Consider the following 17725-nt stretch of genomic DNA (forward strand, 5'->3'; position numbering starts at 1 on the left):
TCTTTTTGAGCATAAAAAAAAGACTGTCTCACTTTTGAGACAGCCTCTTTTATTTTGCTGTGGATTATTTTGACTACAGATTACACTCATTTTCATAGATGATTACGTGTATATTCCGCTTAATTTATAGTGTAATCTTGTTTAGTGTTTTATGAATTTAATGCTTTTATCTTTTATAGTAAAGACATAGGTTCCCGGAACCAGTTCTGTGATCCCAATGGATTTACCCGGCTGATAAGTTCCTTTTCTCACAAGCTTTCCATCTGTGAAATGAATCGTGAAGTCAGCCGTGTTATTGATGCCTTTAAGATAAAGCTCATTTTTTGCAGGGTTTGGATATAACCCGAATCCGTCTTTTTCAACATCCTGTATATTTAATGTTGTATCTTTTGTTACTGTAGAATTTTTTTCCAGAACCTGAAGCTCATAATTGAACTGTACATTCGCCACAGGAAAAGGCACATTTTCTACAAAGTACTGATTATTTGCAGTATTATTTAATTTCAGATACGCTACCTGGCCACCGGTCCCATTTACTTTTATTGGTAATGGCATTTCATAAAAGCTCACGGAAGAATGGCTCTGGGTCTGGGAAACTTTAAAAGTTACATTCTGATTTACATCTTGGGTCCATTTTATGGCATAGGTCGGGTAACCTTCCCCATAGATCCAGTCATTAAAGAATTCGGTGAAATCTTTTCCTGTAGATTGTAACAATGAAGCTTTTAAATCTGCAGTTCTCGCATAATTATATTCTAAATTAGGTCTTGAATGATATTCTTTAATTGCCTGGTAAAAAGCCGTATCACCCAGTATCCATTTAAGCATTCTGACTACATAACCGCCTTTTGCATAGGATAATCTCCCGCTGAAAATTGCGCCATGGTTTCCCAGATTAGCATCTGCTACATAGACACTTCCACCGGTTGAGCTTGTGATATAATCTTTCTGGCTTTCCAGATAATTCAAAAATTCAGTTGGTGTCATTAATAATTTTTCATTGGCTAAATGCTCTCCGAATGTCGCAAAACCTTCATTCAGCCATATATCATTCCACGCACCACAGGTCACTTTGTCTCCGAACCACTGATGGGCAAGCTCATGGGCAATAACATACCTTCCCCATCCGCTCATGGAAGACATGGTCTGATGCTCCATACATACTCCACCGTATTGAAATTCCATGTGCCCGTATTTTTCATTACGGAACGGATAGGGCCCGAAATAATTCTCGAATGTATTCATGACTTCCTTTGTCCATTCAATATTAGACATTACCGCTGTATTGGTAACTGTTGTAGGATAAATATAATTTACGAAAGGGAAAGGTGGATTTCCCATGGTATCATTCAGCTTAACAAAATTTGTAATGGCAAGCGCAACCAGATAAGCGGTTGTAGGATACATCGTTCTCCAGAAAGTCAGTTTTTTCCCGTTTGGAAGGTTTGTTTCTGACATTAATTTACCATTCGCAGCCACATTGTATTGGGAAGGGGTGGTAATTTTAAAATCGAACCTGTCGATCTTGTCATTCAGACTTTGCTTTGTAGGAAACCAGTCCTGTGCCCCATACGGTTCATTGAGTGTTGAAAGAATAAGCTCTCCGTTCTGTGAACCTGTAGAAAAAGCATTATTGGCAGTATCAGGCGGACCTGCATAAGTGATCGTCAAAGAATCCAGGACATTGGCCGGAAGAGCAGACTGAAAATTGATTTTCAGTTCTTTTGTCGGCAATTGCTGAAAAACAAGTACATTTCCGTGGTATTTGACTTCCGAAACCGTTAAAGTATTGGCAAGGTCAAAATAAATGCTTGTCATGCTCTGGTTCGGTTTAAAATGAGAAGTTACAGAACCTGAAATATTATATGATGCAGGATCCAGGCTTACATCCATTCTCTGATACTGCAGATCATAATTTAAAGTATTCGGATTAATGTTATAAGCTGTCATTTTACTGGCATAAGATTTCATTTCTCTTGCCCTCAATGCCTTCATTTCAACATTCTGATCCTGACTGTAAAATTGCTGAAACAGCAAAATGCATAAAACTAAAAGATAGTTTTTTTTCATATTGAAAAATTGTTTAAGATTCAAAGATAAAAAAAAACCTTCTAATCATTGATTAAAAGGTTTTTACATACTAAAAATAAGTTCATTTTATAAATCTAATGCAGGTTCAAGAAGTTTTTCCATTCTTTTTTTAACCATATCTACAGATCCTGAGTAATTATTTACCATCAAAGAAAACACTAATGTTCTTCCTGAATTGGTCTTCATGTATCCTGCTAATGTCTTCACTTTATTTAAAGTTCCTGTCTTTGCAAAGATTTGTCCGTTTCCTTCACCAATAAACATTCTTTTCAACGTCCCAGATTGTCCACCTACCGGCAATGAAGTCAGATAGGTTTTATAATATTTCTGATCCATTAAAGACGTTAAAAACTTCACCTGTGAAATTGGAGTTACCGTATTGCTTCTTGAAAGTCCGCTGCCATCCATATAGCTCAATCCACTTAAATCAAAAGAAGCTTGTTTTAAGTGGTTGGTCACTACCATTCTTCCTGATTCTGAAGTCTGGTCACCCAGTCTCTGGAATCCGACGGTTTTCAGTAATGCTTCTGCTAAAGAATTGTCACTGTGCTGGTTGGTGTAATAAATAATATCCCCTAAAGTCGGAGATTTATAGGCAGAAATCATTTTTCTGCTTTCCGGAGTTGTATCCGTCATTTTGGGAGTTACCTTTCCTGTAACAGCAATACCACTCTTCACCAATGTTGTTCTGAAAGTATTGGCCAGATAGGCTGGTGCATCAGGTAATTTTGTAGTTAAAACACCTTCACCGTCATATCTGTCTGCATATACCATCTGGTTCATGTAAGGAGAAACATAAAAATATTTCTTCTCTGCAGAAAAACCGGTTCCTTTTTTTACCAGGAGCTTTTCATTTGCAGGATTAATCTCGCGGGTGGTTCCTACCGGCAAATAGTAATTATTGTTTTCCAGCCAAACAACATTTTCCGGAAGTACGGCAATGTTACCTTTGAAAAGCGCTGTCTGAATGATAATATCACCATTTACTTTTTTGATTCCCTCACGTGAAATTCCGCTTGTGAAGTCTGCAACAATATCTCTGTAAGACCATGCACCGGCTTTATTAGTCCCTAAAGACGGATCACCGCTTCCTACAATATAAAGATTACCATTTAAAACTCCATTTTCATCAATACTTCCCGAGTATTCCAGCTGGGTCATCCAACGATAGTTTTCACCTAACAGGTTTAATGCTGTTTCCGTGGTGAGCAGTTTTGTGGTAGAGGCCGGAACCAAAGGGGTATTTTCGTTGTACGAAGAAATGACTTTCTTCGTTTTCGGGTCGTACACTACAAATCCCCAGCTTGCATTTTTAAGCACGGGATCAGACATCATTGTGTTTACGTTAATGTCTACAAGTTCTTTAGGCGACAAAATCGTTTTTTCTACCATTGAAGTAATGGGAGAAGGTAAGTTTAAACTTGTTTTTTGATTATCGTAGGCCTGAGAATAAAGAACCGTAGAAACGGTAGATTGAGCAAGGAATAAACCAGAAGCCAATACCGCTACGCTTGAAATATATTTTCTGAAATTTACCATCTATATCCTTTTAGTTTTTATTCAACTCAAATAAAAATGATTTGTTATTCATCATTCAATAAAAGAGCCAAACATTTAATCAACGACCAAAAGTAGAAATTATTGTTAGAAATCAGACCTTTACGGCTTATAAAAGACCGTAAATTATGTTAAAAATTGTTAAAAATCAACAAAAACGTCTTTTTTGATGCTCTGATAAGCAGTGATTTCATCAAATTCTTTCAAACTTAATAAAATCATTTCTTTGAACTTTTCATAGTTTTTGCCGCGTGGAAGTTTTAATAAAATCTGAAACTGATACAGGTTATTCAGCCTTGCAATCTGTGCTTTTTCCGGGCCTAAAACACATTCTTCCGGAAGATATTTCCTTAAAACTGATCCTAAAAACTGGGATCCCCGGTTTACGCGGTCTTCTTTTCTGTGTTTAAGCTCTATCATCACCAGCTTTGTAAATGGCGGATAAAGAAATTTCTGACGTTCGGTCAGGAAATATTTATAGATTTTTGCAGCATCATTCATTTTAATCAGCTGAAAAACAGAATGGTCGGGATTGTACGTCTGAATCAGGATTTTCCCTTTTCCCGAAACCCTTCCGGCTCTTCCTGAAACCTGCGTGATCAGCTGATAGGCTCTTTCTTCTGCCCTGAAATCCTGAACATACAGTAAAGAATCTGCTTTTGGGATGGTAACCAGTTCGATATGATCAAAATCAAGACCTTTGGAAATCATCTGTGTTCCTACAATGATATCGGTTTCACGGTCTTCGATCTTTTCATATAATTTTTCATACGCAAATTTTTTACGCATGGAATCCACATCCATGCGATCGGCTACATGATCAGGGAATAATTTGGAAACCTCTTCATGAATCTGCTCTACGCCTACTCCACGTTCATTCAGATTTTCGGAATAGCATTTCGGACAGGTTTTAGGCTTGGAAGCCCGCTGGCCGCAATAATGGCATTTCATTTCATTGGCCGCTTTATGATAGGTCATCACCACATCACAATTGGAGCAGTAATTGACATATCCACAGCTCTCACATTCCACTACATTGGCATAACCACGGCGGTTATGAAGAACGATGACCTGGTTTTTATCATCTAAAGTTTTCCTGATCTCATCGATCAGCTGTAGAGAAAAATTTCCGGAAACTTTTTTAGATTCCTGCGCTTCCTTAAAATTGATCAGCTCATATTCCGGCAGTTTTACATCCCCGAATCTTTCATTTAGGAAAACATATTTCATTTTTCCTTTCCTTGCCCTGTAATAGCTTTCCACAGATGGTGTTGCCGAGCCTAAAATCACTTTTGCATTATAAAATCCGGCCAATACCAAAGCGGCATCCCTGGCATTAAAAAAAGGGGAGACTTCCCTGGGTTTGTAAGCGGAATCATGTTCTTCGTCAACAATAATCAGCCCTAAATTCCGGTAAGGCAAGAACAGGGCATTCCTTGTTGCAATAAGAATTTTAATATCATTCTGCTTAATTCTCCGCCAGACTTCCACCCGTTCGAAATCAGTCAGCTTCTGATGGTAAAAACCAATCTGCCGGCCGTATTTTTTTTCTAATCTCTGCGTAATCTGTTTGGTTAGAGAAATTTCAGGAAGCAGGAACAGAATATTCTTTCCTTCATTGATGCATTCTTCTATTTTTTCCAGATAAATATGGGTTTTACCCGATGAAGTCACCCCATGAAGCAGGACGTTTTTGTTTTCTTCAAAAGCTTCATCAATTTCTTCTTTTGCCGTTTTCTGGGATTCTGAAAGTTCTTCCAGCTCTTCAAGTTCTCCTTCATAGCCTTCGATACGGTCTTTCTGCATGTAATATTCTTCGACAAGGCCTTTATCTGAAAGAGATTTAAAGTGAGAACTTCCGAAATGTCCATCCTGAAAAAGATCAGATTTTTTAATATGAATATCCGGATTTTCTGTCTGCTTATCTAAAATGAAGAGAAAAAGATCTCTTTGTTTAGGAGCTTTATTAAGTTTTAGAAGGATCTCAGAAAGATTCTGGTTATCTAATACACTTTCATTAATCTTTACATAAGCTACCTCTTTAGCTTTATATTTTTCGGTAATTTTTTCATCAATCTCAATGTATTGCAAATCAATTAATGAATTGATGGTTCTGATGATCTCTTTTTTAGGAATAAAAGCTTCAATATCCGAAAGATTAATCAGCTGCCGTACTTCCAGAGCCTGGATAAGGTACATTTCATTGATATCCAGGTTTTCAAAATCAACCGTTATATTGGGTTTTAATTTTAAATAGGTTTCACTTTCCAGTTTTAAAGAAGACGGAAAAGCAAAACGGTAAATCTCCCCTAAACCACATAAGTAATAATCTGAAAGCCAGTTCCAGAACTGAATCTGCTCTTCCGTTAAAATCGGGGATTCATCCAAAACACTGATGATTTCTTTTGCGATAAAGTTTTCAGGCTCGTTATCGTGAAGCTCAAAAACAATTCCCGTATAGATTTTTTTTCCACCGAACGGAACCAGCACACGCATTCCGGGCTGAATAACAGGCGTAAGCTCTTCCGGAACTTTGTATGTGAAAGAACCTTTTAAATTTAATGGTAAAACAATCTGGGCGTATGGCAAGGGAAATAATTAAAATGTAAAATTAAATTTTTATTCAGAGAACTGCAATTTTTTATTGGAAGACGAGATTTAAAAGGCAACTTCAAGAATCTTAAACCAGACTGCAGAAGTTAAAAATCCTATGAGAATACTGAATCCGATAATTAAATTAGCCAGTTTCGTATTCAGCCTGAATTGTTCTGCAATGATGCTTGATGTAACTACGGTAGGCATCGCTGCTTCAAAGACCGTAATTTTGGCGACATTTCCTTTTATTCCGAACAGCAAAGCCAATCCTAAAACTATGACCGGTGCCAGGATTAATTTATACAGCATTGATGCAGATATTTGTGGAATCAGTTTTTTCCAGCCATTGAATTTCAGTTGCAATCCTACAGAAAATAATGCCAGCGGGCTTACCGTTGCAGCCAGCTTATCAAAAAATGGTTCTGCCACTGTAAAATCAATAAACGGAGATAATGCCAGCGCACTTATGCAGCCTAAAAGCGGTGGAAATGTAATCAGCCTTTTTAAAATAAACCGGGCACTTACTTTTCCTGACCGGCTTCCGCCCCTTACTGCAGTAATAATTCCTAAGGTCGAAAGAGCAAAAAACATGGTCTGATCACAGATAATGGCAATGCTTAAAAGACTTTCACCATAAAAAGCACTGATTAAGGGAAACCCGATGAATGAAGTATTGCTGTAACCACTCGTTAATTCCAATGTGCTTCTCGATCTTCTGGAATATCCTTTTTGCTTACTGTAAAACATCATCAGAAGAAAGCTGAAAACAGCAACAAGAAAAGTGGCGAGAACCGGAAACAGCATTTCCTTTGTCCAATGAACTTTAGGAAGATATTTAAAAGAAACTGCCGGAAGAGCCAGATAAAGTATCCAGGTATTGACTCCTTTATGGGCGTCGGGATGGATAGATTTTGTTGCTTTGAATAGCATTCCTGCTATAATGCACACTGCTATCAAAACAAAATTTACCATAACTTTTTTAAATATAATGCTAATTTACGGCTGATTTTTTAGTTGGGGATGGAAAATCTGATTTTTTTGACTGAAATATTATGGGATTTAACCTACTGAAATTTTTAAGCGCAAAAGACTAAATAATCTTGTGTAATATTTTAAGGGAGCAAAGAAGGGTGATCAGTCACTTATGGAGCTGGTTTAATAGAATCATTTATTGATTAGCTTCGTTTCACTTTGTATAACAAAAATGCAATACTTTTATTGACCAATGTACTTATTCCTGCATGGTATCCCATAAGCTCAATACCTCAACTTTTTCCAGCGGCTTTGAAAGCCTGATTTTTCTGGAAGCTTTCGGAAGAAGATCAAAAAAGTTATCACTGAAATGGGTATCTCCTATCAGATAAACATCTTTGGCCAAAACATCAGTAGAAACTTCAATTTCTGTTGGGGAAATCTTCCTGATCTGAAGATTGGGTTTAATTAATTTTAAATCTTTCGGTTTAGAAAAGAAGTAATTATTCTGGGTAATTATCTTTCCGGTTTCATCTTTCAGGCTCAGTTTCAGAAAAACTTCATTTTTGGATAAATCAGGAATTAAATTTTCAGTTTCAACCGGATCAAATCTGATGATCCCCTCCAGGATTTTACCATCGGGAACGGTACTGATCTCATCTGCAATTTCACCGTTAAATTTAGTGACCTGAATATCCACATGCACATCCCGAAACTTTTTCAGATCATCATTTATGGCATAAAAATTTAAAATTCCCTCCTTCTCTTCAGTAAGGACTACCTGTGACTCAAAACTTCTTTTAATCTGATAATGCAAAGCTTTCCAGTTTCCAAGATAATCGATGGAAGACCATGAAACTACCGGCCAGCAATCATTTAACTGCCAATATAACGTTCCCATATTATAGGGTTTTGCCCGGCGGTGGGCTTCAATAGCGATCTTCATTCCACGGGCCTGCAGCAACTGGGAAAGGTAATTGTATTTTACAAAGTCTGTTGGAATTTTATAATCCCGCTTCATGTATTCATCTATAATCTGCCATCCTCTGGCATGTTTTTCATGAGCCTTGATCGTTGGATTCTGTAAATTCAGATCAGGTTTTCCGGAAAACATTGATTTTGTTGTCTCCAGTGTAGGCATCCCCTGAAAACCATATTCAGACATGAACCTGGCTACTTTTTCATTATAAATTTCAAACGGCTGTTCGCCCCACCAAACTCCCCAGTAATGGGAATCTCCTTCAGTTAAGCTTTCCTTATGCCCCCAACCAATTGACGGTGAGCTGGGCCAGTAGATATTTTTATCAGCTGTTACATTTTCATTTAATGTATTCGGAATAAGCTCGTGAAAAACTTTTTTATAATCTTCCCAGACCTGTAAAGAATCTTCTTTTGAATATTTAAACTGTTTCTGATAACCCCAGTTGACAATCGCTTCATCCACTTCATTATTTCCACACCACAAAGCTATTGAAGGATGATTCTGAAGCCGGTTGACCTGATCTTTCACTTCTTCTTTTACATTATCCAAAAATTCGTTATCAGACGGATAAAAACTTCCTGCAAACATAAAATCCTGCCATACCAGAATTCCGTTTTCGTCACAGGCTTTGTAAAATTCATCAGCCTCATAAATTCCACCGCCCCATACACGGATCATATTCATATGGGCTTCTTTGGAATCTTTTATCAGCTTCTGGTATTTCTCTTTTGCAATTCCCGGAGAGAAGCTGTCTGCAGGAATCCAGTTGGTTCCTTTAATATATAACGGATTTCCATTAATTTTAAAATAGAATGATTTTCCTTTTAAATCTTTTTCCTGAACCAGCTCAATCGTGCGCAATCCAATTCTTAAAGCTTTATCGGAAAGTATTTTCGAGTTTTCCTGTAAAGAAATTTTCAGATCATACATATTGGGTTCTCCCCAGCCGTTGGGTTGCCAAAGTTTTGGATTTTCAATCACAAAAGGAAGCTGAATATTATTTTTTCCTCTTTTCAATTGAATATTATTAGGTTTACCGTTTATGGAAAACACATACTTCCCTTCTTTTTCGGCAATAATTTCCGTCTGAATGTTCAATCCTGCTTTTTGTTTCGTTAAACTTTTCTGTTCAACTTTTATATTTTCTATTCTGGCATTATTCCAGAAATTCAGCTGTACATCTTTCCATATTCCTGCGGTTACCAATCGTGGTCCCCAATCCCACCCAAAATGATATTGTGCTTTTCTGACAAAACTTCTCGGTGATTCAGGCACAGTAAATGAAACTTTCTTTGCCAGTTCTTTTCCAGTATTGACTGCCGATCTGAATTTTACCTGTAAAATATTCTCACCGGATTTTAAATACTGCTTCACAGGAATATTCCATGTCCGGAACATATTATCGGTTTTCTGCAAGAGTTTTCCGTTAAGATAAATTTCAGAAAATGTATCCAGCCCGTTAAAAACAAGATCAATATTCTGATTTTCCCATTCTTTTGCTGAAACTTTAAAAACAGTCTGATAATCCCAATCCTCATTTTCTATCCACTGTACTTTTTTTTCATTTTCATCTTTGAAAGGATCGGGAATGATTTTGTTACTGATCAGATCTGAATGGACCGTTCCCGGAATTTTTGCCGGGAGCCAGTTCTTCTCTTCTGAATTTTTAAACTGCCATTTTTCAGCAGACAGGCTTCTTTCTGAAGACTGGGCAAAAAGTATATTCTGAATGAAAAGGAAAGCAAGAAAGATCGATTTATTCATCAATTGATGGATTATGTTATAAGAATTAGGCAGCTGGTTTGTCATTCCTGGGAATGAAGAAATGACAAATATTATTATTTACTCTTCAAGGCAACTACTTCAACAGCATCAGCAAATGATCCACCGTCTGTGATGGCAGAAGAATGGAAATATTCAGCTTTTGTAAAGTCTCTCAATTCTTCAATATTGGTTGAGCGAAGTCCGCCACCGACAAGAATTTCGATGCGTCCGTTGGAGAGTTCAACCAGCTTTTTAAGATTCTCCTTTCCTTCTGATGCATTGGGTTTCTGACCTGAAGTAAGGATGGTTTTAAAACCACATCCTATTACTTTTTCTAATGAAGCTTCCAGATCCTTCGCCCTGTCAAAAGCCCGGTGAAAGGTACATGGAAATGGATGAGCCAAAGTAACCAGACTTTTATTCTGTTCCATATTCACCTCATCATTCTGATCTAAAACTCCGAAAACAAATCCGTCAACGTTTAATGATTTTAATTGAATCAATTCTTTTTTCATTTGTTCAAACTCCATATCAGAATAGGTAAAATCTCCGCCACGTGGACGAATCATTACAAAAACCGGAATATTAATTTTCCGGCGAAGTTCTTTTACGGTTTCAAAATCCGGGGTTGTTCCGCCTTCACTTAACCCATCACAAAGTTCTATTCTGTCTGCTCCGTTTTCAAACGCAATAATTGCAGATTGTGGATTAAAGCATGCTATTTCTATTTTTGACATTTTTTAAATTTAAATTTTAATTTCAGGTTCTTTAATTTCCAACGAATTAAGTTTTGGCTAAAGCCTTTGGAATATTTCACAGAAGGCGGGCTAAAGCCCGCCGCTATTGAATTCTTAATATTAAAAATATTTACTGTTTGGTTTTCAAAGCAAATTCAGGAGTTTCCAGGCGGTTGCCTTTCTGATCGTATACTGCGAAATTGAATCCGTCCTGAATGCAATAAGATCCGTATTCGCCTTTTTTGTTCAGTGCGATAAAGCCTACCTGAATATCTTTCAGGTTTTTATTTCTTCTCTGGGTAATTTTAACAATTCTTTCTACAGCTTCTTTGCAGGCTTGTTGCGGGGTTCTTCCCTGTCTCATCAGCTCAACAACAAGATGGGTACCCACTGTTCTGATCACTTCTTCACCATGTCCTGTAGCTGTTGCTGCTCCTACTTCGTTATCCACAAACAATCCGGCACCTATAATCGGCGAATCTCCTACCCGGCCGTGCATTTTAAAAGCCATTCCACTGGTGGTACAGGCTCCGGAAAGATTTCCCTGGGCATCTAAAGCAATCATCCCGATGGTGTCATGGTTTTCGATATTTACAATGGGCTTATACTGACTGGATTTTAACCATTCTTTCCATTCTTTTTCTGATTCGGCAGTCAGAAGGTTTTCTTTTTTAAACCCCTGTGAAACAGCAAACTGGAGGGCTCCATCACCCACCAACATTACGTGTGGTGTTTTTTCCATTACTGCTCTTGCAACAGAAATGGGATTTTTAATATTTTCGAGACAGGCTACCGAGCCAATATTATAGTTTTCATCCATAATACAGGCATCCAGTGTTACTCTTCCGTCTCTGTCGGGTCGGCCGCCATATCCTACACTTCTTTCGCTGGGGTCTAATTCCACTAAACGAACTCCTTTTTCTACAGCATCCAAAGCTCTTCCGTTTTTTTCTAAGATCGTCCAGGCTTCTTCATTTGCTTTGAGCCCGAAATTCCACGTGGAAAGAACGATCGGCTTATTAACTGCTTTGTCATGATCCGGCAATTCTTTAGCAATTAAATCCAATGGATTCAGGAATAATGCTGAAGATGCCAATGCTGTATTTTTTATAAATTTTCTTCTTGAAGACATATAGTAGAGATTAGAAGTTAAAGGTTAGAAACTGGAAGTCAGATAAGCTATAGAGCTCCGATTTCATCGACAAAAAGCCATGCTTTAGAATCTGCACCGGGATTTCCTGCCGGGATAATTCCTGCATTTTCTATTTTGACTTTGATGTATCTTGTATTCTGGTTTCCTGTGTTAAGTTTGATTTTTCCTTTTGCATTCCGGATGTCATCCTTTCCTATTTCTTTAATCATTTTGAAATTCTTATTATCATCTGAAACAAAAATTTGTGCAGACTTGGCAAAATGAATCCAGCTTCCTTTATTTTCCAGAGTATTGAAATACACCTCTGAGAATTGGGTTTTCTGCCCGAAATCAATCGTTGCCACTACATCTTTTCCCTGAAAACCTAACCAGGTTTTTCCCAATTGTCTCTGGTTCCCGATAATTCCGTCAATTAATGTAAAAGCTCCGCCAAAAGCATAATTTTCACTCGGTTGTTCTTCCAGAGTAATGCTTTTCCCGGTTGTTTTTGAAGTTATAAATTCCTGCGAAGAAACTGCACTTTTCAACTGTCCGTCTTCAAAATAAGCGGATTTAATAGTAACTGATTTTGAAATCTGAACAGGACTTTGATAAGCATTGGAATTTGCGCTTGGATCAGTCCCATCCAGTGTATATCTGATTCCTTTTGGATTCTGAGAAGTGGAAAGCTCATAGGCCACTCCATTATCTCCTTTGATTACTTTTCCGGAAACATTATAGATGCTTTTTGCATAGTTGATATTCATTTTATCCAGGACTTTGAACTGGTTTACCACCCTGTTTTCAAATTCTTTATATTTTTTTGAATCCGCTGTTCCCCAGCCTACTTCTGAAAGTGCCATTAGTCTCGGGAAAATCATGTATTGAACATGTTTAAAATCAAGGATATATTCCGTCCATAAATTGGCCTGAACCCCTAAAATATACTTTGCCTGCCCAGCATTTAGCTCAGAGGGAATCGGACCATAGGAATATACTTTATCCAAAGGAGTATAACCTCCGAAAGCGTTAGGCTCAGACTGCGGATCGCCCTGGTAATGATCGAAATAGCAGTAAGATCCGGGAGTCATTACAGCAAAATGTTTAGATTTTGCGGCCTCAATTCCTCCATTCACACCTGTCCAGCTCATTACGGCAGCATTGGGAGCCAATCCACCTTCAAGAATTTCATCCCATCCGATAATTTTTCTGCCTTTTTTGTTGACATATTTTTCAATTCTGTGGATAAAATAGCTTTGCAGACCGTGCTCATCTTTTAAGTTATTTTTCCTGATCAATTCCTGGCAATGAGCACATTCTTTCCATCTTGTTTTAGGGCATTCATCACCTCCGATGTGAATATACTGTGAAGGGAACAGCTGAATCACCTCATCCAGAACATTTTCTAAAAACGTAAATGTTTCATCTTTCGGGCAGAATACATCATCAAAAACGCCCCATTTTGTTGCCGGTTCAAACGGACCTTTTGTACAGGCCAATTCCGGGTAAGCAGATAAAGCTGCCAAAGCGTGGCCGGGCATTTCAATTTCAGGGACAATCGTTATATGTTGTTTCTGCGCATATTTCACGACATCCTTTATCTGTTCCTGTGTATAAAAAAACGGCCCGTACGGTTTTCCGTCAAATGTATTATCCACATATGCCCCGATCATTGATTCTTTTCTTTTTGATCCGATTTCGGTAAGCTTCGGATATTTTTTAATTTCAATTCTCCAACCCTGATCATCCGTTAAATGCCAGTGAAAGGTATTCAGCTTATACATTGCCAGATAATCAATGTACTGTTTTACTTCTTCTACCGTGAAGAAATGGCGGCAAACATCAAGATGCATTCCGCGCCATGCAAATTCCGGCTGATCTTCAATGTTCAAAGCAGGAATTTTCTTGTTATCCTGATGCCCTTCAATTAACTGGATCAAAGTCTGAAGTGCCAGGAAAAATCCCTGGTTGGTATATGATCTTATCTGAATATTTTTAGGTGAAATTTCCAGGGAATAAAACTCATCATTCTGTCCTGTATTGCCCGTTTTCGACAATTGGGAGTATACAAGTTGGGCCTTTTCTTTCGGGGCATCCTGAAATTTTAACCTGCCTTTCAACCTTTTTTTAAAATATTCCGTTTCATCTTCTGGCAATTTTTCCTGCAACGATAAAGTAGCGGGAATAGCAAACTCACCATCCAAAACACTGACATTCTGAGGGTAAGGAATTAAATTAAGTTGAGTTTGGGAAAATAGCATATCGGAAATTAAAACAGAAAAGATGAATAAAAAACGTAACATTTTGTTTGATTAAGATTTAAGCGAATATAATTATTTTCTGAAAAATTTATTGTATTATTTAACTTATTCACTGACAAAAGATCTAATTTTGTAAAAAATATATGATGAGAAAAACTTTTTTTATCGCTGCGGGATTATTCATTTCAACATCCGGCCAAGCGCAGATTCTTGATGCCCTAAAATCTACCATTAAAGATAAAACGGGTGTAGACCTTGATCAAACTATCAAAACAAAGGGTTCAACAACTCCTTCAACTTCTACAGCTTCTGTTAAAACATCTACCAACAGGTCTCCTGTAAATCTCGGTAGCCTTTCATCTACACAGATTTCATCAGGATTAAAAGAAGCTTTAAATCTTGGAGTGTCTGAAGGTGTAAAAAAATTAGGCGTTACCGACGGCTTTTATAAAAATGAAATGGTGAAGATTTTAATGCCGGAAAAATTAAGAACCATTGATACCAAGCTCCGTGCAATTGGTTTGGGAAGTTTAGCAGATCAGGGAGTGAAATTACTCAACAGAGCTGCAGAGGATGCGGTGACCGAAGCTGCTCCCATCTTTACCAATGCCATTACATCCATGACGATTACAGATGCAAAAAATATTTTATTGGGTTCCAATAATGCGGCCACCAGCTATTTACAAGGCAAGACTCAGAATCAATTGTTTACTGCTTTCCAGCCCAAAGTAAAAGCTTCACTGGGTAAAGTAGGTGCTGATACAGTTTGGAAAGGTTTAATTTCAAAATACAATACATTAACGGGACAATCTGTAACAACAGACCTTAATGAATATGTAACAACAGAAACCATCAACGGAATCTTTAAAATGGTTGCGGAAAAGGAAAGCGGAATCAGAAATACACCTGCTATGAGAACTACGAGTATTTTGCAGAAGGTTTTCGGGGCACAGGATGGGAAGTAATTTCTTTTGACCAGAATCAAGAAGAAACAAAATTCACATTTGAAATTCTAAATTCTGCTCTACAAATTCTAAAATTCATGCGAAACGGTATTGATCTTTCGATTCAAAACTTTTTCCATATTTAAAGAGTAAAATTTTCTTAACGTTTATGAATTGGGAATCTAACACATGGAATTTCTATTCATAAACGTTAAAAACTTTGAGAGCGGTGTTAATTAAGAATTTGGTGTTTAGAACCTTGAAAATCTACCCCAATTGTTTAGCTTAGCTTTTGTATTAAAAGATCCAGGCTATCTTCCTTTTCCAGATTCAGCTTTTGTTTTATTCTGTACCTTGCCATGAGAATGCTTTTAGGATCTACATTCAAACGATTGGCAATTTCTTTGTTTGAAAAGCCCATTAATATGTACGAACAATGCTTCAGATCCAGCCGGGTAAGCTTGTTACCGGCCAGTGTCTGCAGGCGGCTAAAAAATTCCGGATGGATGTTTGTCAGGCTGACTTTTACATGCTCAAAATCCTCATCCATCCGTTGGTCTTCTTTTAATATGCGTTCCAGCTGGTTTTTGAGCATTCCGCTTTCGGGCTGATTGGCCAGTTTATCCCGCATCGTATGTAAAAGTTCATTCTTCTGCTCCACCTGCAGGTTGCCGGCGAGCAGTTCTTTTTGCAGCCTGTTCTGTCTTTCCTGCAGCAGTTCCTGTTCTGCCTGAAGGCGGGCGGCCTCTTCTGTTCGCAGTTTCTGTTGCTGAATAGAGGATTTCAACCGGAAATGATAGGAACGGAAAAGAAAGATTAGCGCCAGCAGGCCGGCTATTATCAGACCAATAGAAATAAAATTAAGTTTTCTGTCAAAAGCTGCTCTTTCCTGCAATGCTTCAAGTTCTTTCTCTTTTTTTTCTGCTTCATATTGTACTTCCAGCCTTTGTGCTATAGCCAGTTTTGCAGCATCATATGCCTGCCCTTCATATTGCATATACTGCTTATAATAGTTTAATGCTTTTGCCTGATTACCACTTTTTTCTGCTACCGTCGCCAGCCCTTTCATCATAGAAGCCTTCACAGCCATACTGTTACCTGCACCATTCTCAACTTCAGCAAAGCCCGACAGAAATAATCTTTCGGCTTCTGCATAATTTCCCTCAGCGAGGGCATATTCGCTTAATATGCCATAACAATTAGCAATAACCTCTTCATGTTTCGTTTTCCTGGCGATTGCCAAAGCAAGGTCAATATACTTCTCTGCACTGCCTTTATAGCTTTTTGGAAAGAACTCCCAATACATATTAGCCATATTTAAAGCTGATGCCGCTACATTAATATGATTCACAATCCGTTTTGGCTGTGATTGGGAAAGCTGCAACACCTGCCTGTTATAGAACATTGCTGAATCCAGCAGTTTTTTTTGTGAAGTATCTTTTCTGAAATCCTGTAAAAATGAAGAGGCGGTAGCAAGATAGGCATTACAGATAATATCCGGTTCTTTTGACTGATAGGCCAGATTCAGGCTTAAGCGGGTGTATTTCTTCAAGTTTTTCGGATCTTTCAAATCTGCATAAATACTCGCTAAATAATGGTACACCAGACTCTCGTAAGCATATGCACCCTGCCCCTCCAGCAGCTGAAGCGCTTTAAACAGGCTGGCCGTAGACTTTGTCGTATTATTAACAATGTATTCCAGCCATCCTTTTCGTAACCACACATAGCCATTCACCACCTTGTTTGTAGATTTTGAGGTGTAGACTAAAGCACTGTCAATATTTTTTTGTGCCAGCACAAGGCTGTCCCGTTGTACATTCAGGTAAGTTAACGTAGCCAAAGCAAAGGCACTGTACTGGCCATCCGAAAGCTTATGGCTTAGCTGCAGGGCTTCATTGGTGGCACTCAGGGCAGATGGCATATCCGTTTCGTAGATGTTACGGCCAAGATGTGAAAGAGTCATTGCCTTCTTTTCCGGACTAAGGTTCGGGTTGCGAAGGAGGTTTTTTAACGAATCTTCGATAACGGACTGTGAGCTGGCCCTATTAAGTCCAGCGAAAAACACTCCTATGGTAATGATAATTCTTATATAATACTTCATAATAACTGGTATAAATTAAATTTGAATTTCATGAAGCCGAATGGCACAAAAGTACAATTTGCTCTTTTAATTCTATCTATTTTCCGGCCTGGCATATAATTACAGACAGGTAATAATGTAATGTAGATACTTTATTAACTCTGTTTTTATCATTGTAGATGTTTTGTAGATATCTCCTTATTGGAAAATACCGGGATCAGACAGCATCTTTGTAATAGAAAAACACCATATCATGAACCACAAAACCTTAGCAATTGTATCTTACATTACCATCATCGGCTGGCTGATCGTTTATTTCTCCTATAAAAACCAACGAGAAAAAAACTCATTTGTAACTTACCATCTGGAGCAGAGCCTTGGTGTATTTGTCTTTAGCCTCATCGTTTCAGTCATTAGCGGTATCTTAATGTCTGCCATCCCCACGTTATCGATCTTTTTTTCATTAATCCCACTTATTCCATTGATCCTTTTGGTTTTGGGTATTATTAATGCATTAAACCAGGTTGTGAAACCTGTACCTGTAATCGGCGGTTATTTTGAGAAGAAATTTACCTTTCTTCAATAGATTTTCTAAACTAATAAAAAAAAC

General features: G+C 37.9%; 11 protein-coding genes. 2 read left to right on the forward strand and 9 right to left on the reverse strand.

Annotation, left to right across the window (positions count from 1 at the left end):
* Positions 1–141: 141 nt before the first annotated feature.
* From PMI13_RS17745 to PMI13_RS17780, 8 genes are all read right to left on the reverse strand, one after another.
* Entirely contained in the window at positions 142–2070 is a 1929-nt protein-coding gene (locus tag PMI13_RS17745; RefSeq protein WP_007846314.1) for a M1 family aminopeptidase, read from the reverse strand.
* Positions 2071–2157: 87 nt separating this feature from the next.
* Complete coding sequence (dacB, locus tag PMI13_RS17750) at positions 2158–3630, reverse strand: D-alanyl-D-alanine carboxypeptidase/D-alanyl-D-alanine endopeptidase (RefSeq protein ID WP_007846315.1); 1473 nt, start codon at positions 3628–3630, stop codon at positions 2158–2160.
* A 159-nt stretch (positions 3631–3789) separates the two neighbouring features.
* Positions 3790–6237, reverse strand: coding sequence for a replication restart helicase PriA (gene priA / locus PMI13_RS17755; RefSeq protein ID WP_007846316.1), 2448 nt, complete (start codon positions 6235–6237; stop codon positions 3790–3792).
* Between the two features lie 69 nt (positions 6238–6306).
* Positions 6307–7215: an AEC family transporter gene (locus tag PMI13_RS17760; RefSeq protein ID WP_007846317.1), complete on the reverse strand. Its 909-nt coding sequence runs from the start codon at positions 7213–7215 to the stop codon at positions 6307–6309.
* Between the two features lie 259 nt (positions 7216–7474).
* Positions 7475–9961 (reverse strand): beta-mannosidase, encoded by a 2487-nt coding sequence (locus PMI13_RS17765; RefSeq protein WP_007846318.1) that lies wholly within the window; start codon positions 9959–9961, stop codon positions 7475–7477.
* 74 nt (positions 9962–10035) lie between these two features.
* Entirely contained in the window at positions 10036–10698 is a 663-nt protein-coding gene (locus PMI13_RS17770; RefSeq protein WP_007846319.1) for a copper homeostasis protein CutC, read from the reverse strand.
* A gap of 130 nt (positions 10699–10828) precedes the next feature.
* On the reverse strand, positions 10829–11830 hold the full coding sequence (locus PMI13_RS17775) for an isoaspartyl peptidase/L-asparaginase family protein (protein WP_007846320.1): 1002 nt from the start codon (positions 11828–11830) through the stop codon (positions 10829–10831).
* A gap of 47 nt (positions 11831–11877) precedes the next feature.
* Complete coding sequence (locus PMI13_RS17780) at positions 11878–14133, reverse strand: glycoside hydrolase family 20 protein (RefSeq protein ID WP_007846321.1); 2256 nt, start codon at positions 14131–14133, stop codon at positions 11878–11880.
* A gap of 104 nt (positions 14134–14237) precedes the next feature.
* On the opposite strand from PMI13_RS17780, the gene PMI13_RS17785 reads away from it, so the two are divergent.
* Positions 14238–15056: a DUF4197 domain-containing protein gene (locus PMI13_RS17785; RefSeq protein ID WP_007846322.1), complete on the forward strand. Its 819-nt coding sequence runs from the start codon at positions 14238–14240 to the stop codon at positions 15054–15056.
* A 259-nt stretch (positions 15057–15315) separates the two neighbouring features.
* Here the strand turns inward: PMI13_RS17785 and PMI13_RS17790 are convergent, their stop codons facing one another.
* Positions 15316–17136 carry a helix-turn-helix transcriptional regulator gene (locus PMI13_RS17790; protein ID WP_007846323.1) on the reverse strand — a complete coding sequence of 607 codons (1821 nt, stop codon included), beginning with the start codon at positions 17134–17136 and terminating at the stop codon, positions 15316–15318.
* A 232-nt stretch (positions 17137–17368) separates the two neighbouring features.
* Here PMI13_RS17790 and PMI13_RS17795 point away from each other — a divergent pair, with 232 nt between their 5' ends.
* Positions 17369–17701, forward strand: coding sequence for an import component protein (locus tag PMI13_RS17795; protein ID WP_034670530.1), 333 nt, complete (start codon positions 17369–17371; stop codon positions 17699–17701).
* Positions 17702–17725: the final 24 nt, after the last annotated feature.

Source organism: Chryseobacterium populi (assembly GCF_000282115.1).
Taxonomy (GTDB): domain Bacteria; phylum Bacteroidota; class Bacteroidia; order Flavobacteriales; family Weeksellaceae; genus Chryseobacterium; species Chryseobacterium populi.